Origin of the sequence: Bradyrhizobium sp. I1.14.4 (assembly GCF_050435825.1) — a bacterium.
GTDB lineage: Bacteria > Pseudomonadota > Alphaproteobacteria > Rhizobiales > Xanthobacteraceae > Bradyrhizobium.
In genome coordinates this window covers 163,313-181,746 of the sequence record NZ_JBNDLA010000006.1, presented here as the reverse complement: position 1 = coordinate 181,746, position 18,434 = coordinate 163,313, and the positions used below count along the sequence as shown (strand labels likewise).

Below are 18,434 nucleotides of genomic sequence, written 5' to 3'. Positions count from 1 at the left end.
CGTGGGCGAGAGCTCCGGGCCGGGCGGTTGTGCCCCCGGCCGCAGTGGCCTGGCGGCCCCCATTCAGCTCCCCAAATGCCCTAAACGCCGTTTTGACGTGCCGGTCCGGTTGACTTGGTGCGCTCCGGCGGCTTTCTAGCCTTTCCCCATGGTCCACAGCGCATTGTCATGATCGAGAAAAACTACCAGCCCGCCGATATCGAGCTCCGGATGGCCCAGATCTGGGAGGAGAGCGGCGCGTTCAAGGCCGGCCGGCCTGAGCGCAGGGATGCCGCGCCTTTCACCATCGTGATCCCGCCGCCGAACGTGACCGGCTCGCTGCACATGGGCCACGCGCTCAACAACACGCTGCAGGACATCCTGTGCCGCTTCGAGCGGATGCGCGGCCGTGACGTGCTGTGGCAGCCCGGCACCGACCATGCCGGTATCGCCACCCAGATGGTGGTCGAGCGTCAGCTGATGGAACGGCAGGAGCCGGGACGGCGCGACATGGGACGCGCCAAATTCCTCGAGCGGGTCTGGCAGTGGAAGGCCGAGAGCGGCGGTACCATCGTCAACCAGCTCAAGCGCCTCGGCGCGTCCTGCGACTGGTCGCGCGAGCGCTTCACGATGGACGAGGGCCTGTCGCGCGCCGTCGTCAAGGTGTTCGTCGAACTGCACCGCCAGGGCCTGATCTACAAGGACAAGCGCCTGGTCAACTGGGACCCGAAGCTGCTCACCGCGATCTCCGATCTCGAAGTGCAGCAGGTCGAGGTCAAGGGCCATCTCTGGTACCTGCGCTATCCGCTCGATGGCCGCAGCTTCAGCCCCGAAGATCCCAAGTCGTTCATCGTGGTCGCGACGACGCGACCCGAGACGATGCTGGGCGACACCGCGGTCGCGGTGCATCCGGACGACGAGCGCTACACCGATCTCGTCGGCCAGCACGTCATCCTGCCGCTGGTCGGGCGCAGGATTCCGATCGTTGCGGACGACTATTCCGATCCGGAAAAGGGCTCGGGCGCGGTCAAGGTGACGCCGGCGCACGACTTCAACGACTTCGAGATCGGCAAGCGCCACGGCCTGCCGCAGATCAGCGTGCTCGACCAGGAAGGCTGCCTCAGCCTGGTCGACAACGAGGACTATCTGCGCGGCTTGCCGACGGGCGCCGGCGAGTTCGCGGCAGAGTTTCAGGGGATCGAGCGCTTCGCCGCGCGCAAGAAGATCGTGGCGCGGCTGGAGGAGTTCGGCTTCCTCGAGCGGATCGAGCCCAATACCCACATGGTGCCGCATGGCGACCGCTCCGGCGTCGTGATCGAGCCGTATCTCACCGACCAGTGGTATGTCGACGCCAAGACACTGGCGCAGCCGGCAATCGCTGCGGTGCGCTCGGGCGAAACCACCTTCGTGCCGAAGAACTGGGAAAAGACCTATTTCGAGTGGATGGAGAACATCCAACCCTGGTGCATCTCGCGCCAGCTCTGGTGGGGCCATCAGATTCCGGCCTGGTACGGACCCGACGGCAAGGTGTTCGTGGCCGAGATCGAGGAAGAGGCAGTCGGCAACGCGCTCGGCTACTATGTCGAGCAGGAAGTCATCACGCCGGAGCAGGGCCACGACATGGCGGTCGACCCCGCCAAGCGCGAGGGCTTCATCACGCGTGACGAAGACGTGCTCGACACCTGGTTCTCGTCGGCGCTGTGGCCGTTCTCGACGCTGGGCTGGCCGGACGACACCCCGGAGGTCGCGCGCTACTACCCGACCAACACGCTGGTCACGGGCTTCGACATCATCTTCTTCTGGGTCGCCCGCATGATGATGATGGGCCTCCACTTCATGAAGGAAGCGCCGTTCTCGACCGTCTACATCCACCGCCTCGTCCGTGACGAGAAGGGCGCGAAGATGTCGAAGTCGAAGGGCAACGTCATCGATCCGCTCGGCGTGATCGACGAATACGGCGCCGACGCGCTGCGCTTCGCGCTGACCCGCGAGGCGGCGCAGGGCCACGACATCCGCCTGTCGCCGCATCTGGTCGAGACCAACCGCAATTTTGCGACCAAGTTCTGGAACGCCTGCCGCTTCGCCGAGATGAACGAGTGCGTGAAGCCGGATGGTTTCGATCCGAAGGGCGCCAAAGAAACGTTGAAGGAAACGTTGAACCGCTGGATCGCGCACGAAACCTCGCGCGTCACCCGCGAGGTGACCGAGACGATCGAGGATCACCGCTTCAACGATGCCGCGGGCGCGATCTACCGCTTCGTGTGGAACGTGTTCTGCGACTGGTATCTCGAACTGGCAAAGCCCGTGCTGATGGGCGAGGAGGGCGCGGCGAAAGCCGAGACCCGCGCCATGATCGCCTGGGCGCGGGACGAGATCCTCAAGCTGCTGCACCCGTTCATGCCCTTCATCACCGAAGAGCTGTGGGCCGTGACCGCAAAGCGCGATGGCCTCCTGGTGTTGGCCTCCTGGCCGCGCAAATCGGGCGTGACCGGCGAGCAGCTGGCCGCAATCGCGACCGCAGGTCCAGTGGTCGATCCGATCATTCCGCCGGTCATTGCTGCGCTCGACGCGGACGAGTTCAGCGACCCCGCAGCCGAAGCCGAGATCGGGTGGGTGGTGGATCTCGTCACTGCTATGCGTTCGGTGAAGGCGGAAATGAACATTCCGCCGTCGACGCTGACGCCGCTCGTGATCGTGACCAACTCCGACGAGACCCGGGACCGCGCGCAGCGCTGGAACGACACCATCAAGCGCCTCGCGCGGCTGTCGGACATCTCCTTCGCGGACGCTGCGCCGGAAGGGGCGATGCAGCTTCTCGTCCGCGGTGAAGTCGTCGCGCTGCCGCTGAAGGGCGTGATCGATCTCGCGGCCGAACGGGCGCGGCTGGAGAAGGAGCTCGGCAAGGCCGACGCCGACATCAAGCGGGTCGACGCCAAACTCTCCAACGAGAAATTCGTCGCCAACGCACCGGAAGAGCTCGTCGAGGAAGAGAAGGAAAAGCGCGAGGCCGCGATGGAGCGCCGGGCCAAGATCCTCGAGGCGATCGAGCGGCTGAAGAAGGCGTCATAACGGTTGCAGCGTGGCGCTCAAAACCGCTTGCTGAGGAATTTCGATCCCTTCAGCCCGTAGCGCCAAGGCAGCTCGACCGCCTTTGTGATGCCGATCCGGATGCCGGTGACGATGTTGGGCGTTTCGGTCCGCGCATGGAGCGAGATCGGCGGGCGATCGAGCGGCAATTCGCTGTGCGCGATGGTGATGCCCATCGCCTCGCAGAGCTTGCCGGGCCCCGAGCACAATGCGCGTTCGTCTTCCAGACCGCGCCGCCGCCGCATCGCGGCGAGCCCATGGGTCGGCTCGAGCGCGCGGATCAAGACGGCGCTGGCCGAGCCCGGCCCCTCGCAGACGAAGTTGACGCACCAGTGGATGCCGTAGGAGCGGTAGACATAGGAGAAGCCCGGCGGGCCGAACATCACCCGGTTGCGCGGGGTCGGTCCGTTGAACGAGTGGGCCGCCGGTTCGGTGTGGTGATAGGCCTCGACCTCGGTGATGATGCCGCCGACGCCGCCGACCAGGAAGGTCGTGCCGATCAGGTCGGGCGCGACCTCGTGGACGCTGCGATCGAAGAAGGAGCGCTTCAGCGCCTTGCCGAGGCGCGGCGCGGTCGCACGGGTCGATCGGGGTTTTTGAGCCATTTTGAGGTGGGAATCGGCATGGAACGGACCGCAAGACTGCCAATATCTGGGCTGATCTGCTAGGGTCGCGGCGCGGGTTGCGAGCCGCGCCAACACCGATTAGCTAAGCCCTTTGGTATGGGAGCATGATTTCTTCGGAAAACCGGCCTCTACTTTTCCGGATCATGCTCTCGCGACTTGCAGGCACAAATGGTCACCATCGTCGACACCATCTCCACCACTCAGCTCCGCCCGCGTCACCCCGAAAAGGTGAACCGGCCGGATGCCGCCTCGCCGCCGAAGCCGGACTGGATCCGGGTTCGCGCGCCGAACACGCGCGGCTATGCGGATACGCGCCGGATCGTGAAGGAGAACGGCCTCGTCACGGTGTGCGAGGAGGCGGGCTGCCCCAACATCGGTGAGTGCTGGGACAAGAAGCACGCCACCTTCATGATCATGGGCGATACCTGCACCCGCGCCTGTGCGTTCTGCAACGTCAAGACCGGCATGCCCGGCGCGCTCGAGGCGAGCGAGCCGGAATATGTTGCGGAGGCGACCGCGAAACTGGGCCTGAGCCATGTCGTGATCACCTCGGTGGATCGCGACGATCTCGCCGATGGCGGCGCCGAGCATTTTGCGCAGACGATCCGCGCCATCCGCGCGCGCTGCCCGACCACCACGATCGAGATCCTGACGCCGGACTTCCTGCGCAAGGACGGCGCGCTCGAGCGCGTGGTCGCGGCCAAGCCCGACGTCTTCAACCACAATCTGGAAACCGTGCCGTCGCGCTATCTGACGGTCCGTCCCGGCGCCCGCTATTTCCATTCGATCCGGCTGCTGCAGCGGGTCAAGGAGATGGATATGACCATCTTCACCAAGTCGGGCATCATGGTCGGCCTCGGCGAGGAGCGGCACGAGGTGCTTCAGGTGATGGACGATCTGCGCTCGGCCGAAGTCGACTTCCTGACCATCGGCCAGTACCTGCAGCCGACACGCAAGCATCACGCCGTGATGCGCTATGTGACGCCGGACGAATTCGCGGGCTACGAGCGGGTCGCCTACACCAAGGGATTTCTGATGGTGTCGGCGAGCCCGCTGACACGCTCGTCGCATCATGCGGGCGAGGATTTTGCGAAACTGCAGGCGGCACGCACGGCGCGCGGCCGCTAGATTTTGCAAGCGGCGGTAAGCCGGCGCCATCACGCGCCGTTGCTTGATCGAGCCTTGATCGAGCTTTGGACTGGACCAATGCAGCGCGTTCTGGTGATGGGATCGTCGGGATCCGGGAAGTCGACCTTTGCGCGGCGGCTGTCCGCCGTGACGGGCATCCCGACCGTCTCGATCGACGCGCTGTTCTGGAAGCCGGGCTGGGTCGCGTCCGGCCAGGACGTATTCGAGCGCCGCATGATCAAAGCAGCGCGAGAGCCACGCTGGATCATGGATGGGAACTACATGAGCAGCGGTGCAGGTGAACTGCGCCGTGAGCTCTCCGATACGATCATCTGGTTTGACCTGCCGCGGTCGACCTGCATGCTCGGAATCCTGGGGCGCATTGCCGGCAGCCATGGCCAGGTCCGCCCCGAGATGGCGGAAGGCTGCCCGGAGAAGATCGATCTGGAATTCTTCCGTTATGTCTGGACCTATCGCCAGCAGCAGCGGCCGAAGCTGATCGAATACTTTTCAGGACTGCGCCCCGATCAATCGCTGGTCTGCTTCACCGATCGGACCCAGGCGGACGATTATCTGAAGAGCCTCGCACTGCAGCAAAACCGTGCGAGTATCCACTGATGCCACGATTCTCAAGCAAGCGGCGGGTCCGCCACACCGCACCTCAAATGTTCGACCTGGTTGCCGACGTCGAGCGCTATCCGGAATTCGTGCCGCTGTGCCAGGCGCTCAGGATCCGCCAGCGTACACCCAAGGACGATGGCACTGAGGTCGTGGTGGCCGACATGACGGTCTCCTTCAAGCTGGTGCGGGAAACCTTTACCAGCAAGGTGACGCTTGATCGGCCCAATCTGACGATCTTTGTTGAATATCTGCGCGGCCCGTTCAGCAATCTGGAGAACCGCTGGACGTTTGAGCCGAAGTCGGAGGCCGAATGCGATGTCGGCTTCTTCCTGAATTACGAATTCAAGAGCCGGATGCTGGCGATGCTGATGGGCTCGGTGTTCGACGCGGCTTTCGGGCGGTTTGCCCACGCGTTCGAGAAGCGCGCGGACCAGGTCTACGGTAAGCCTTAGGTCTCCTCGACCTGACCACAGGTGCGACTATCCAAAACTAAGGTCACTCTCTCCATTCGTCATGCCCGGCCTTGTGCCGGGCATCCACGTCTTCGTCGCCGGTGTAGATGGAAAGACGTGGATGGCCGGGACAAGCCCGGCCATGACGGAAGCGATGCTCGATTACGGGCAGGAACGACGCACGCCGCCGGACGCGATGTAGGTGCCCGAAGCCGGGTCGTAGGAGCGGAAACGCTGGGAGCAATAGGCGTCGTTATTGGCCTTTGCCTGGCTTGCTGCGATCGCGCCACCAATGATCGCGCCGGCTGCAAGTCCGCCGATGATCGCAGCGCCGTTTCCACCGCGGTAGCGATCGCCATAATAGCCGCCGCGATAACCGCCACGGTAGCCGTAACGTGGGCCGCCGTGCCAGTGACGGTACTGCACATGCTCGACGGAAGTGGGCTGGTCCTGCAACCGCGCGGGCGCGAGCGGTGCGGCGAACGAGGGGGCAACAGTCGTCAGCGTCATGGCGCCAGCGGTGACTGCGGCCACGACCAAAGCTCCCAACTTCATCATTTTCTCCTTGTTGTGGGATTTTGCCGTTCGAAGAACAATTGAAACGGCAGAGTTGGAACAACATAAAGCGGCGAAGCGACGTCAAGGTTCCACCTGAGATAGGTGGCACTGGGTCGCAATTGACACAGGGTAGTGCGACGTTGGGCTTCGCGCGATTCGACTTGAGTAGACCTATCCGCGCGGCGGCCGCCGCCGTTTCGCGGCGTGGCTTCGCGGCGAACGCGCCACTCGTGGCCGCAACCGGCTGGCGGTCTCGCGGCGGGGCTTTGCGGCCTGCGGCGGGCGCGCGAGCTCCATCAACATGCGCAGCGCTTCGACCACGGAGCGCTGCCGCACCGTGCTGCGGCCGATCGCGCCAAATCGCTGCTCACGATGAATGATGCGGCCGTCGCGCGCGGCGACGGCGAAATGCACCAGGCCGACCGGCTTGCCGGGCGTCGCGCCGCCAGGGCCCGCGATGCCGGTGATCGAGACCGCAAGGTCGACGCCGGCCTTTTCCAGTGCGCCGATCGCCATCGCGGTCGCGGTTTCCTTGCTGACGGCGCCGAACGTCTCCAGCGTCGCCGCCTTGACGCCGAGCATCACCCGCTTGGCCTCGTTCGAATAGGTGACGAAGCCGCGATCGATGACGTCGGAAGAGCCGGGGATATCGGTGAGCGCGCCCGCGACCAGGCCGCCGGTGCAGGATTCGGCGGTCGCGATGGTCAGCTTGCGCATCCGGCACAGGTCGAGCAGCGAGCGGGAGAGGGCACGAGCGTCGCTGCCGCCCATGTCAGGCACTCCAGCCTTTTTCATCCCAAGGGAGGCGGACTGTGGCGCTCGCGGTGGCCGCGATGCCTTCCTCGCGGCCGGTGAAGCCGAGCCGCTCGCTGGTGGTAGCCTTGACCGCGACGCGCGAAATGTGAACGCCGGAGATCTCGGCGATCTTCGCCCGCATGGTGTCGCGCAGCGGGCCGATCTTCGGGCGCTCGCAGATCAGCGTCACTTCGAGATTGGCAATCCGTCCGCCGCGCGCGGTGACGCGCTCGACGGCATATTTCAGGAACTGGTCGGAGGAGGCGCCCTTCCACTTGGCGTCGCTCGGCGGGAAATGCGATCCGATGTCGCCATCGGCCAGTGCGCCGAGGATCGCGTCGACCAGCGCGTGCAGCCCGACATCGCCGTCGGAATGGGCCAAGAATCCTCTCGTGTGCGGCACGCGTACGCCGCAGATCATGACATGATCGCCATCGCCAAAGGCGTGCACGTCGTAGCCGGTGCCGGTCCTGATGTCGCCGAGCTGGCTTGCGAGCCGCGCTTCCTCGCGCACGAAGTCTTCGGGTGTGGTCAGTTTCATGTTGGCAGGATCGCCTTCAAACGTCGCAACCGTCAATCCCGCCCATTCAGCAAGCGCGGCATCGTCCGTGAAATCGCTGCGGCCCTCGCGCGCAGCGCGACGATGCGCCTCCAATATTACGTCGAAACGAAAAGCCTGTGGCGTCTGCGCGATCCGCAAGCGCGCGCGCTCCGGTGTCGCCTCGACGTCGCCGGTATCGCCGGTGAGCTTGATCGTGTCGGTGACGGGAATCACGGGGATCGCAGCGCCGGTCCGGCCGGCCGCGGCGATCGCGCGCGAGATCACGGCCGACGTGACGAAGGGGCGCGCGGCATCGTGGATCAAAACAATGTCGGGCTTCTCGCTTGCGAGCGCCTCGAGCCCGGCATGGACCGAGGCCTGCCGGGTCGCACCGCCTGATGTTGGCGGTTGATGGCGCAAGCCGGCAACGGCCTCACGGAACAGCGCGGCGTCGTCCGGATTGACCACTGGCTGCACTGCAAGGACATCCGGATGTCCGGAGAACGCCTCCATGGCGCGGTAGATCACCGTCTGTCCGCCGATCGTCCGGTATTGCTTCGGTCCGCCTGCGCCGGCGCGCAGTCCACGGCCGGCTGCGACAAGGATAGCTGCGGTACGCTCAGACTTCGGCATTTTGAACCAGTGATAGACGAATCGGGGATGAGGGGGGCGGCGAGGATCGCCGCGCACAGCCCTTAGCATGACGGCTGCGCAAAAACAGAGCGTTTGCCGATGACTGTGGGAAAAGCAGATTTTGTTGCAGTGCAACTGTGTAGGTGCTAGAAATGTCTAAACCGTAGGCATGAACCTTGACTGCACAAGAATTGTGCGCAGAATAGACGACGTCGGCCGCAATGGCGTGGCTGACAGAACGACGAGACGGCTGTGACCGGCGTGCAAAGTAATCCTCGTAACCCATTGAAGATAGGCGATATTGCTGTCGCTAACCGGGTTCTCCTCGCGCCCATGTCCGGGATCACCGACGCGCCTTTCCGTCGACTCGCCGCTCGCTTGGGCGCCGGACTGGTGGTTTCCGAGATGACCGCCAGCGACGATCTGGTGAACGGCAAGCCGATGTCGGAGCTGCGTTGCGAGGCAGCCGGGATCGGGCCGCACGTGGTCCAGCTCGCGGGCTGCGAGACCCGCTGGATGGCGGAGGGTGCGCGGATCGCCGAAGGCGCCGGCGCCGACATCATCGACATCAACATGGGCTGCCCGGCACGACACGTGACCGGCGGCCAGTCCGGCTCGGCCCTGATGCGCGATCTGGACCACGCGGTCACGCTGATCGAGGCGACGCTGTCGGCGGTCAGGGTGCCGGTGACGCTGAAGATGCGGCTCGGCTGGGACGACCGCTCGCTCAATGCGCCCGAGCTGGCGCGCCGCGCCGAGGCGTCAGGCGTGCAGATGATCACCGTGCATGGCCGCACCCGCTGCCAGTTCTACAAGGGCGAGGCGAATTGGAACGCCGTGCGCGCGGTCAAGGATGCCGTCACGATCCCGGTCGTGGTCAACGGCGACATCACCTCGTTCGACAAGGCTGTCGGCGCGCTGGAGATGTCGGGCGCGGACGCCGTCATGATCGGCCGTGGCGCGCAGGGGCAGCCCTGGCTGCCCGGCCAGATCGGACGCCGCCTGGAGACCGGGGTCGCCGAGGCCGCGCCGTCGCTGGCGGAGCAGCTCAAGCATGTTCGCGCGCTTTATGACGAGGTCTGCAGCCATTACGGCCTGCGTGTCGGGCTCAAGCATGCGCGCAAGCATCTCGGCTGGGGGCTGGAGACCGCTGCGGCCCATAGCTGCGCGCCGGCGGCAACATTGAAGGCCTGGCGGCAAGCGATCCTGACCTCGGAGGAGCCGTCCAGCGTGCATCGCGCGCTCGAGGACGCCTACGACGATTTTGCCTGGAGTGCTGCCGCATGACGTCAGCCATGGAATTTCGACGGCCCGTGCCCACCGACGGCGAGGCCATCCTCAACGCGCTGCCCAATCCGGTGCTGCTGGTCGCGCCCGACGGCCGGATCGTCGATGCCAATATCGCAGCCGAGTCCTTCTTCGAGATCTCGACCCAGTTCCTGCGCCGGCAGTCCCTCAAGGAGCTGGTGCCGTTCGGCAGCCCGCTGCTGGCGCTGATCGAGCAGGTGCGGGCGAGCGGCTCGCCGGTCAACGAATACAAGGTCGATCTCGGCACGCCGCGGATCGGCGGCGATCGCCAGGTCGACCTGCACGTCGCGCCGCTGACCGAGCGGCCCGGGCATATCGTGGTGATGCTGCAGGAACGCACCATCGCCGACAAGATGGACCGCCAGCTCACCCACCGCAGCGCGGCGCGATCGGTGATCGCGCTGGCCGCAATGCTCGCCCATGAGATCAAGAATCCGCTGTCGGGCATTCGGGGCGCCGCGCAGCTCCTGGAGCAGCAGGCGTCCTCCGAGGACCGGCTGCTGACGCGGTTGATCTGCGACGAAGCGGACCGCATCGTGACGCTGGTCGACCGGATGGAAGTGTTCGGCGACGACCGTCCAGTGGCGCGCGGCCCGGTCAACATCCATTCCGTGCTCGACCATGTGAAGCGGCTGGCGCAGTCCGGCTTCGCCCGCAACGTCCGCTTCATCGAGGACTACGATCCGTCGCTGCCGCCGGTGCTCGCCAACCAGGACCAGCTGATCCAGGTGTTCCTCAATCTCGTGAAGAACGCAGCCGAAGCGGTCGCCGATCTCGGTACCGATGCGGAGATCCACCTCACCACGGCGTTCCGGCCGGGCGTGCGGCTGTCGGTACCCGGCAAGAAATCGCGGGTCTCGCTGCCGCTGGAGTTCTGCGTCAGGGACAATGGCTCAGGCGTGCCGGAAGACCTGCTTCCGAACCTGTTCGATCCCTTCGTCACCACCAAGCAGACCGGCAGCGGGCTCGGCCTCGCGCTGGTCGCCAAGATCGTCGGCGATCACGGCGGCATCATCGAATGCGAGTCGCAGCCGCGCAAAACCACCTTCCGTGTGCTGATGCCGATGTACAGCGCCGCCAAGCAACACGACCAGAGCAACCGCGATGACGTTCCGGGTACGTCCTCGCCTGCCTCTCAGGATGCACGATGAGGAACACCAATGCCTGCAGGTAGCATACTTGTCGCTGACGACGACACCGCCATCCGGACCGTCCTGAACCAGGCGCTGTCGCGCGCTGGCTACGAGGTGCGCCTGACCGGCAACGCCGCCACGCTGTGGCGCTGGGTCAGCCAGGGCGAGGGCGATCTCGTCATCACCGACGTCGTGATGCCGGACGAGAACGCGTTCGACCTGCTGCCGCGGATCAAGAAGATGCGGCCGAATCTGCCGGTCATCGTCATGAGCGCGCAGAACACCTTCATGACCGCGATCCGCGCCTCCGAGCGCGGCGCCTACGAATACCTGCCGAAGCCGTTCGACCTGAAGGAGCTGATCACCATCGTCGGCCGCGCGCTGGCCGAGCCGAAGGAGCGCGTCTCCAGTGCGGCCGACGACGGCGAGTTCGACTCGATCCCGCTGGTCGGCCGCTCGCCGGCAATGCAGGAAATCTATCGCGTGCTGGCGCGGCTGATGCAGACCGACCTCACCGTGATGATCTCGGGTGAGTCAGGCACCGGCAAGGAGCTGGTCGCCCGCGCATTGCACGACTATGGCCGGCGCCGCAACGGCCCGTTCGTCGCGGTCAACATGGCGGCGATCCCGCGCGACCTCATCGAGTCCGAATTGTTCGGCCATGAGCGCGGCGCGTTCACCGGCGCCAACACCCGCGCATCCGGCCGCTTCGAGCAGGCCGAGGGCGGCACGCTGTTCCTCGACGAGATCGGCGACATGCCGATGGAGGCGCAGACCCGTCTGCTCCGCGTGTTGCAGCAGGGCGAATACACCACCGTCGGCGGCCGCACCCCGATCAAGACCGACGTGCGTATCGTCGCGGCCTCCAACAAGGATTTGCGCATCCTGATCCAGCAGGGCCTGTTCCGCGAGGACCTGTTCTTTCGCCTCAACGTGGTGCCGCTGCGGCTGCCGCCGCTGCGCGAGCGGATCGAGGATCTGCCCGACTTGATCCGGCACTTCTTCTCGCTCGCCGAGAAGGACGGCCTGCCGCCGAAGAAGCTCGACGCCCAGGCGCTGGAGCGGCTCAAGCAGCACCGCTGGCCGGGCAACGTCCGCGAGCTGGAAAACCTCGCCCGGCGGCTCGCCGCGCTTTACCCGCAGGATGTCATCACCGCCTCGGTCATCGACGGCGAGCTGGCGCCGCCGGCGGTCAGCTCGGGCAGCACCGCGACCGTCGGCGTCGACAATCTCGGCGGCGCGGTCGAGGCCTATCTGTCCTCGCACTTCTCCGGCTTCCCGAACGGCGTGCCGCCGCCGGGCCTCTACCACCGCATTCTCAAGGAGATCGAGATCCCGCTGTTGACCGCCGCGCTGGCAGCGACCCGCGGCAACCAGATCCGGGCCGCCGACCTGCTCGGATTGAACCGCAATACGCTGCGCAAGAAGATCCGCGACCTCGATATCCAGGTCTACCGGAGCGGCGGGTAAGGGGCTGACGGGCCGGGGCGAGGGCCTCGCTACCATTATTGATAGTCACGAATGGTTTTGAGGACACGGCGCCGCACTGCGGTTTGCGCCGCGGAAATGTCGCAATTCGGCAACATTGTGATATGATTGCATCAGTTCGCAATTCCAGCGGGCGATCGCTCTCAGCTCAATTGCCGGTATGACCAGCGCAGACACCACCGCTTCAACGTTACACGCGTCACCGGCCGAACCCAACGCAGAGGCTCGGGGCTTTCCGCTGCGGCGCTGGCTGGCGCCGTTTGCCGTGGCGATCGCGCTGCTGTCCGCCTTCCTCACCTTCGTGGTTCTGACCGGCCTGACCCCGATCGAGCCCACCTCCGAGGTGGTCCGCTCCTTCCTGATGATCAACGCCGGCACGATCCTGCTGCTGGTCGGCATCATCGTCCGGGAAGTCTGGCAGATGGTGCAGGCGAGGCGGCGGGGCCGGGCGGCGGCACGGCTGCATGTACAGATCGTCGGCCTGTTCTCGGTGATCGCGGTGCTGCCCGCCGTGCTGGTGTCGATCGTCGCCAACGTCACCATCGAGCGCGGCCTCGACCGGCTGTTCTCGGGTCCCACCAAGCAAGTGATCCAGAACTCGCTGACGATCGCCAGCGCCTACATGCAGGAGCACGCGCAACTCATCAACGGCGACACGCTGGCGATGGCCAATGATCTCGCCCATGCGCGGCCGCTCTACGATCAGGATCGCATGACGTTCCTGCAGCTGATGACGGCCGGCGCAGAGTCGCGCAACCTCCCAGTTGCGGTGCTGATGGACAAGGACGGCAAGATCGTCGCCAGCGCGGAAACCGGCGTTCGCTTCAACTATGAAGCGCCGCCGCCCGACATCCTCAAGGACATCAACGAGACCGAGCCGAAGATCTCGGTCTTCCCTGAAAACTACGTCGCCTCCGTGGTCCGCCTGCGGGCCTATGACGACATGTTCCTGTACGTTGCGCGTCTGCTCGATCCGGCCGTGGTCGCCCAGCTTAAGCAGACCCAGACCAGCGCCGCCGAGTATGCCCAGCTCGAGACCCGCCGGCTCGGCATCCAGGTGGCATTCGCACTGATGTTCGCGGTGATCGCGCTGACCATCCTGATGGCTTCGGTGCTGATCGGCCTCAACTTCGCCAACGGGCTGGTGGCGCCGATCCGCCAGCTGATGGGCGCGGCGAGCGAGGTCTCGACCGGTAACCTCAATGTCCAGGTGCCGGTCCACAAATCGGCAAGCGACCTCGCGCTGCTCGGCGAAATCTTCAACAAGATGACGCAGGAGCTGCGCACCCAGCGCAACGAGCTGGTCGACGCCAGCGAGACCATCGACAGCCGCCGCCGCTTCATCGAAGCGGTGCTGTCGTCGGCGAGCGCCGGCATCATCGGGGTTGACGCCTCAGGCACCATCGGCGTGCTCAACCGCTCGGCCGAGAAGCTGATCGGGCATGCCGAGTCGGAGACGCTCGGCCATCCGCTCTCCGACGTGCTGCCCGAGCTCGACGAGATGATGAAGACCGCGCGGGAGGGAACGCAGCGCCTGGTGCAGGGGCAGGTCACGATTCTGCGCGACGGCAATGAGCGCAATTTGTCGGTTCGCGTGTCGGCCGAGCAGACCAGCCAGTCGCGCGACAGCTACATCATCACGCTCGACGACATCACCGAGCTGGTGTCGGCGCAGCGTACCTCGGCCTGGGGCGACGTCGCCCGCCGCATTGCCCACGAGATCAAGAACCCGCTGACCCCGATCCAGCTCTCCGCCGAGCGCATCCGCCGCAAGTTCGGCAAGACCATCACCGAAGAGAAGGACAAGTCGATCTTCGAGCAGTGCACCGATACCATCGTGCGTCAGGTCGACGACATCAGGCGGATGGTGGACGAATTCTCACGCTTCGCGCGGATGCCCAAACCCGTCATGGAAGGTGAGGACGTGGCCGACGTAGTGCGCCAGGCGGTGTTCCTGATGAAGGTCGCCCATCCCGATCTCGACATCGAGGCCGACATCAAGCAATCGCCGCTGCCCGCGCAGTTCGACCGCCGGCTGATCTCGCAGGCGCTGACCAACATCATCAAGAACGCGACCGAGGCGATCGAGCAGGTCCCGCGGGAGGAGCTCGGCAAGGGCCACATCGACGTCGTGGCGCAGCGCGAGAACGACGACATCCTGATCGACGTCGTCGACAACGGCATCGGCCTGCCCAAGGTCGCCCGTGCGCGCCTGCTCGAGCCCTATGTCACGACGCGGGCGAAGGGCACCGGGCTTGGACTTGCGATCGTCGGCCGCGTTCTGGAGGACCATGGCGGCCGCATCGAGCTCAAGGATGCCTCCGATTTCCGCGACGGCCAGCGCGGTGCCTGGATGCGGCTGCGCTTTGCCGTGACGGGCCAGGCGGCCAAGCCTGAGAACAAGCCCGAGAGCAAGGACCAAAAGCCGGACGTGAAACCGGAAAGGACCGAACCCGACAGTGAAATAAATCCGCCGGAGGAGCCGACCAACCGCCCGGCACAGGCGACCAACAATGAACCGAAAATCCAAGAATCCGATAATCCCGAACCAAATAATCAAGAGCCAAATGCGCAACAGCCAAAATTCAAAGCCGCGACGAGCGACTGACAACGCAGGTGTAACCCATGGCAAGTGACATTCTGATTGTCGACGACGAAGCTGACATTCGCGACCTCGTTGCGGGTATTCTGGACGATGAGGGCTTTTCCACGCGCACCGCACGCGACAGCGATTCCGCGCTCGCCGAGATCGCCAACCGCCGGCCGAACCTGGTCTTCCTCGACATCTGGCTGCAGGGCTCCAAGCTCGACGGCCTGCAGCTGCTCGAGCAGATCAAGAAGGACAATGCCGATCTGCCGGTCGTGATGATCTCTGGCCACGGCAACATCGAAACCGCGGTCGCCGCGATCAAGCGTGGCGCCTACGACTTCATCGAGAAGCCCTTCAAGTCGGACCGGCTGATCCTGGTCGCGACCCGGGCGCTGGAGACCTCGCGGCTCCGCCGCGAAGTGAAAGAGCTCAAGCAATTGGCTCCGGCGGCGAGTGTTCTGACCGGCCGCTCGGCCTGCATGAACCAGCTGCGCCAGACCATCGACCGCGCCGCCAAGGCGAACAGCCGCATCCTGATCGTTGGTCCCTCCGGCTCCGGCAAGGAACTCGCCGCACGCATGCTGCACAACGCCTCCGGACGCGCCGAGGGACCGTTCGTGGTGATCAATGCGGCGGCGATCACGCCGGAACGCATGGAGGTCGAGCTGTTCGGCATCGAGGGGGCGAACGGCGAGCAGCAGCGCAAGGCCGGCGCGCTCGAGGAGGCGCATGGCGGCACGCTGTTCATCGACGAGATCTCGGACATGCCGCGCGAGACGCAGAACAAGATCCTGCGTGTCCTCGTCGATCAGACCTTCCAGCGCCAGGGCGGCACCGGCAAGGTCCATGTCGACGTCCGCATCATCTCCTCGACGGCGCGCAATCTCGAGGAGGAGATCGGCGCGGGCCGTTTCCGCGAGGACCTCTATCATCGCCTCTCGGTGGTGCCGATCCGGGTGCCGCCGCTGTCAGAGCGCCGCGAGGACATCCCCGAGCTGATCGACTATTTCATGGACCAGATCTCGGCTGCCACCGGCCTGCCGAAGCGGCAGATCGGGCAGGACGCGATGGCCGTGCTGCAGTCGCATGTCTGGCCCGGCAACGTCCGCCAGCTCCGCAACAACGTGGAGCGCGTGATGATCCTGGCCGGCGGCGGGCCGGAGGTGATCATCACCGCCGACATGCTGCCGCAGGACGTCGGCTCGATGGTGCCGGCTATGCCGACCTCCAACAATGGCGAGCACATCATGGGCCTGCCGCTGCGCGAGGCGCGCGAGGTGTTCGAGCGCGACTATCTGATCGCCCAGATCAGCCGCTTCTCCGGCAACATCTCGCGCACCGCGGAGTTCGTCGGCATGGAGCGCTCGGCGCTGCATCGCAAGCTGAAGGCACTCGGGGTTGGTTGACGCTCGGGGGCGGCACACCCCCGGCCGGCGATCGGCCGGCAGCCTGGAACGAAACCCCGGCGATTAACCCGCCGGGAAGCCGGGCCCAGCTCTCGGGACGGGGTGGGTGGGCCGGCGAGGCGGGGCGGGTACAACCGGGGATTTATCCACTCTCCACGAGAATATTCGTCTCTTTGCCCGCCCTTTCTTAGAATTGCCACCGTGTTCCTACCGACTGCACCGCGAACCGGCTTGCCTAAAAACCGCGCGTAGCCTCTAATCCTACCGCTACGCCTGCCAGAGGGGGATCTCAGCGCAGGTGGGCAGCCGGAGGAGGCTCCGTCAGAGAGCAACAACCGGTTCAATAAAAAGAAGCACAAGCTTGCGGGACAAAAACAATGGCGGCAGACCGCGCACAAAATCTACAAGACACCTTCCTTAATCACGTTCGTAAAACCAAGACGCCACTGACGATATTTCTGGTCAACGGAGTAAAGCTGCAGGGCATTGTCACATGGTTCGACAATTTTTGCTTGCTGCTGCGGCGCGACGGTCACTCGCAGCTGGTCTACAAGCACGCGATCTCGACCATCATGCCCGGAGCTCCGATTCAGCTGTTCGAAGGTGGTGAGGACGCACCGGCTTGAGAGTGACCTGATTGGAACCCTTCAATCGTGAAGGGGGCGCCGACCGTCCGCGGTCGGCGGGGAACGGCAGCACCGGGCGGGTGATCGTCATCGGCCCGTATTTGCGCACGCGCCGTGGCGACGGCGATGCGCAAAGGGATTCCTCTGTCCGCGACTACGAAGCGCGGATCGATGAGGCCGCCGGCCTCGCCGGTGCGATCGACCTCAGCGTGGTGGAATCCGTCATCGCGCCGATCAGCCAGATCCGGCCCGCGACCTATCTCGGCAAAGGCAAGGTCGAGGAGATCAACGGCCTCGTCGCCAGCAACGAGGTTGAGCTCGTGGTGATGGATTGCGCGCTGTCGCCGATCCAGCAGCGCAATCTCGAGAAGGCCTGGAGCACCAAGGTGCTCGACCGCACCGGCTTGATCCTGGAAATCTTCGGCCGCCGCGCCAAGACCAAGGAAGGCGCGTTGCAGGTCGAGCTTGCCCATCTCAATTACCAGCGCAGCCGCCTGGTGCGGTCCTGGACCCATCTCGAGCGCCAGCGTGGCGGCTTCGGCTTCATGGGCGGTCCCGGCGAAACCCAGATCGAAGCCGACCGCCGCCTGATCGGCGACCGCATCACCAAGCTCGAAGGCGAACTGAAGAAGGTGCAGGCGACGCGGCGGCTGCATCGCGCCGGCCGCCAGCGCGTGCCGTACCGCGTGGTGGCGCTGGTCGGTTACACCAATGCCGGCAAATCGACCCTGTTCAACCGCCTGACCCGCGCCGACGTGCAGGCCGCCGACATGCTGTTTGCGACGCTCGACCCGACCCTGCGCGCGCTCAACCTGCCGCATGGCGGCAAGGCGATGCTGTCGGACACGGTCGGCTTCATCTCCAATCTGCCGACCCAGCTTGTGGCCGCGTTCCGCGCCACGCTGGAGGAGGTTTTGGAGGGCGACATCATCCTGCACGTCCGCGACATCTCGCATGAAGATGCCGAAGCGCAGGAGCGCGACGTCGAGGGCGTGCTGCGCCAGCTCGGGATCGATCCCGAAGCCGATGGCGGCCAGCGCATCATCGAGGTCTGGAACAAGATCGACCGCTTCGATCCCGAGGAGCGGGATAATCTGCGCAACATCGCCGCGCGCCGTCCGCCGGAGCGGCCCTGCTTCCTGGTCTCGGCCGTCACAGGCGAGGGGATCGACGTGCTGCTCGCTGCGATCGAGGATCGCCTCGCGGCCAAGCGCTTGACGCTGCAGCTTTCGATCGACGCCTCCGACGGCGCCGGCATCAGCTGGCTGCACCGCAATGCCGAGGTGCTGAACAAGGAGCTGCACGGCGAGCGCTTCGACATGACGGTGCGGGTCGACGAGACCAAGCGCGACATCGTGGTGAGCCGGTTCGCCGCAGTGCCCCACGAGGCGTAAGCCGGCACGCGGGGCGCCTTGCAATCTCCCGAAATATGACGGTGCCGTGACGCGGCCTCACTCCAGTGC

15 protein-coding genes are annotated in these 18,434 nt (G+C 65.3%); 11 read left to right on the top strand and 4 right to left on the bottom strand.

Annotation, left to right across the window (positions count from 1 at the left end; all coding sequences use genetic code 11):
• Positions 1–168 precede the first annotated feature (168 nt).
• The gene (locus ABIB78_RS15125) at positions 169–3,048 is read left to right on the top strand and encodes a valine--tRNA ligase (protein WP_429025712.1); all 2,880 of its coding nucleotides are present in this window, start codon (positions 169–171) and stop codon (positions 3,046–3,048) included.
• Between the two features lie 17 nt (positions 3,049–3,065).
• On the opposite strand, the gene ABIB78_RS15120 is transcribed toward ABIB78_RS15125, so the two are convergent.
• On the bottom strand, positions 3,066–3,671 hold the full coding sequence (locus ABIB78_RS15120) for a DNA-3-methyladenine glycosylase (protein WP_429025709.1): 606 nt from the start codon (positions 3,669–3,671) through the stop codon (positions 3,066–3,068).
• 189 nt (positions 3,672–3,860) lie between these two features.
• Here ABIB78_RS15120 and lipA point away from each other — a divergent pair, with 189 nt between their 5' ends.
• From lipA to ABIB78_RS15105, 3 genes are all read left to right on the top strand, one after another.
• Positions 3,861–4,820: a lipoyl synthase gene (gene lipA / locus ABIB78_RS15115; RefSeq protein WP_429025708.1), complete on the top strand. Its 960-nt coding sequence runs from the start codon at positions 3,861–3,863 to the stop codon at positions 4,818–4,820.
• Between the two features lie 78 nt (positions 4,821–4,898).
• A complete protein-coding gene (locus ABIB78_RS15110; protein WP_429025706.1) occupies positions 4,899–5,438 on the top strand; it encodes a DNA topology modulation protein in 540 nt (179 codons plus the stop codon).
• On the top strand, positions 5,438–5,893 hold the full coding sequence (locus ABIB78_RS15105; RefSeq protein ID WP_429025705.1) for a type II toxin-antitoxin system RatA family toxin: 456 nt from the start codon (positions 5,438–5,440) through the stop codon (positions 5,891–5,893). Before ABIB78_RS15110 ends, ABIB78_RS15105 begins: the two co-directional genes overlap by 1 nt.
• 162 nt (positions 5,894–6,055) lie before the next feature.
• Here ABIB78_RS15105 and ABIB78_RS15100 read toward each other — a convergent pair whose 3' ends face one another.
• The 3 genes from ABIB78_RS15100 to ABIB78_RS15090 all read right to left on the bottom strand — a co-directional run bounded on the left by ABIB78_RS15100 (position 6,056) and on the right by ABIB78_RS15090 (position 8,420).
• Positions 6,056–6,451, bottom strand: a complete 396-nt coding sequence (locus ABIB78_RS15100; protein ID WP_429025703.1) for a BA14K family protein — start codon at positions 6,449–6,451, stop codon at positions 6,056–6,058.
• 171 nt (positions 6,452–6,622) lie between these two features.
• Complete coding sequence (locus tag ABIB78_RS15095) at positions 6,623–7,222, bottom strand: CinA family protein (RefSeq protein WP_429025701.1); 600 nt, start codon at positions 7,220–7,222, stop codon at positions 6,623–6,625.
• A 1-nt stretch (position 7,223) separates the two neighbouring features.
• On the bottom strand, positions 7,224–8,420 hold the full coding sequence (locus ABIB78_RS15090) for a bifunctional 2-C-methyl-D-erythritol 4-phosphate cytidylyltransferase/2-C-methyl-D-erythritol 2,4-cyclodiphosphate synthase (RefSeq protein WP_429025699.1): 1,197 nt from the start codon (positions 8,418–8,420) through the stop codon (positions 7,224–7,226).
• A 285-nt stretch (positions 8,421–8,705) separates the two neighbouring features.
• Here ABIB78_RS15090 and dusB point away from each other — a divergent pair, with 285 nt between their 5' ends.
• From dusB to hflX, 7 genes are all read left to right on the top strand, one after another.
• Complete coding sequence (gene dusB, locus ABIB78_RS15085; RefSeq protein ID WP_429025696.1) at positions 8,706–9,707, top strand: tRNA dihydrouridine synthase DusB; 1,002 nt, start codon at positions 8,706–8,708, stop codon at positions 9,705–9,707.
• The gene (locus tag ABIB78_RS15080) at positions 9,704–10,879 is read left to right on the top strand and encodes a two-component system sensor histidine kinase NtrB (protein WP_429025694.1); all 1,176 of its coding nucleotides are present in this window, start codon (positions 9,704–9,706) and stop codon (positions 10,877–10,879) included. Before dusB ends, ABIB78_RS15080 begins: the two co-directional genes overlap by 4 nt.
• 9 nt (positions 10,880–10,888) lie before the next feature.
• Positions 10,889–12,331 carry a nitrogen regulation protein NR(I) gene (gene ntrC / locus ABIB78_RS15075; RefSeq protein WP_429025692.1) on the top strand — a complete coding sequence of 481 codons (1,443 nt, stop codon included), beginning with the start codon at positions 10,889–10,891 and terminating at the stop codon, positions 12,329–12,331.
• Between the two features lie 178 nt (positions 12,332–12,509).
• Entirely contained in the window at positions 12,510–14,957 is a 2,448-nt protein-coding gene (locus ABIB78_RS15070; protein WP_429025690.1) for an ATP-binding protein, read from the top strand.
• Between the two features lie 17 nt (positions 14,958–14,974).
• Positions 14,975–16,345: a sigma-54-dependent transcriptional regulator gene (locus ABIB78_RS15065; RefSeq protein ID WP_429025687.1), complete on the top strand. Its 1,371-nt coding sequence runs from the start codon at positions 14,975–14,977 to the stop codon at positions 16,343–16,345.
• A 377-nt stretch (positions 16,346–16,722) separates the two neighbouring features.
• Positions 16,723–16,971 carry an RNA chaperone Hfq gene (hfq, locus tag ABIB78_RS15060; RefSeq protein ID WP_006020546.1) on the top strand — a complete coding sequence of 83 codons (249 nt, stop codon included), beginning with the start codon at positions 16,723–16,725 and terminating at the stop codon, positions 16,969–16,971.
• Positions 16,972–16,982: 11 nt separating this feature from the next.
• Positions 16,983–18,365 (top strand): GTPase HflX, encoded by a 1,383-nt coding sequence (gene hflX / locus ABIB78_RS15055; protein ID WP_429025680.1) that lies wholly within the window; start codon positions 16,983–16,985, stop codon positions 18,363–18,365.
• Positions 18,366–18,434: the final 69 nt, after the last annotated feature.

What these genes read in the sequence shown, in the direction of transcription:
- ABIB78_RS15125 (WP_429025712.1), top strand. Translation starts at nt 169, where the DNA reads ATGATCGAGAAAAACTACCAGCCCGCCGATATCGAGCTCCGGATGGCC.
- ABIB78_RS15120 (WP_429025709.1), bottom strand. Translation starts at nt 3,671, where the DNA reads ATGGCTCAAAAACCCCGATCGACCCGTGCGACCGCGCCGCGCCTCGGC.
- lipA (WP_429025708.1), top strand. Translation starts at nt 3,861, where the DNA reads ATGGTCACCATCGTCGACACCATCTCCACCACTCAGCTCCGCCCGCGT.
- ABIB78_RS15110 (WP_429025706.1), top strand. Translation starts at nt 4,899, where the DNA reads ATGCAGCGCGTTCTGGTGATGGGATCGTCGGGATCCGGGAAGTCGACC.
- ABIB78_RS15105 (WP_429025705.1), top strand. Translation starts at nt 5,438, where the DNA reads ATGCCACGATTCTCAAGCAAGCGGCGGGTCCGCCACACCGCACCTCAA.
- ABIB78_RS15100 (WP_429025703.1), bottom strand. Translation starts at nt 6,451, where the DNA reads ATGATGAAGTTGGGAGCTTTGGTCGTGGCCGCAGTCACCGCTGGCGCC.
- ABIB78_RS15095 (WP_429025701.1), bottom strand. Translation starts at nt 7,222, where the DNA reads ATGGGCGGCAGCGACGCTCGTGCCCTCTCCCGCTCGCTGCTCGACCTG.
- ABIB78_RS15090 (WP_429025699.1), bottom strand. Translation starts at nt 8,420, where the DNA reads ATGCCGAAGTCTGAGCGTACCGCAGCTATCCTTGTCGCAGCCGGCCGT.
- ABIB78_RS15080 (WP_429025694.1), top strand. Translation starts at nt 9,704, where the DNA reads ATGACGTCAGCCATGGAATTTCGACGGCCCGTGCCCACCGACGGCGAG.
- ntrC (WP_429025692.1), top strand. Translation starts at nt 10,889, where the DNA reads ATGCCTGCAGGTAGCATACTTGTCGCTGACGACGACACCGCCATCCGG.
- ABIB78_RS15070 (WP_429025690.1), top strand. Translation starts at nt 12,510, where the DNA reads ATGACCAGCGCAGACACCACCGCTTCAACGTTACACGCGTCACCGGCC.
- ABIB78_RS15065 (WP_429025687.1), top strand. Translation starts at nt 14,975, where the DNA reads ATGGCAAGTGACATTCTGATTGTCGACGACGAAGCTGACATTCGCGAC.
- hfq (WP_006020546.1), top strand. Translation starts at nt 16,723, where the DNA reads ATGGCGGCAGACCGCGCACAAAATCTACAAGACACCTTCCTTAATCAC.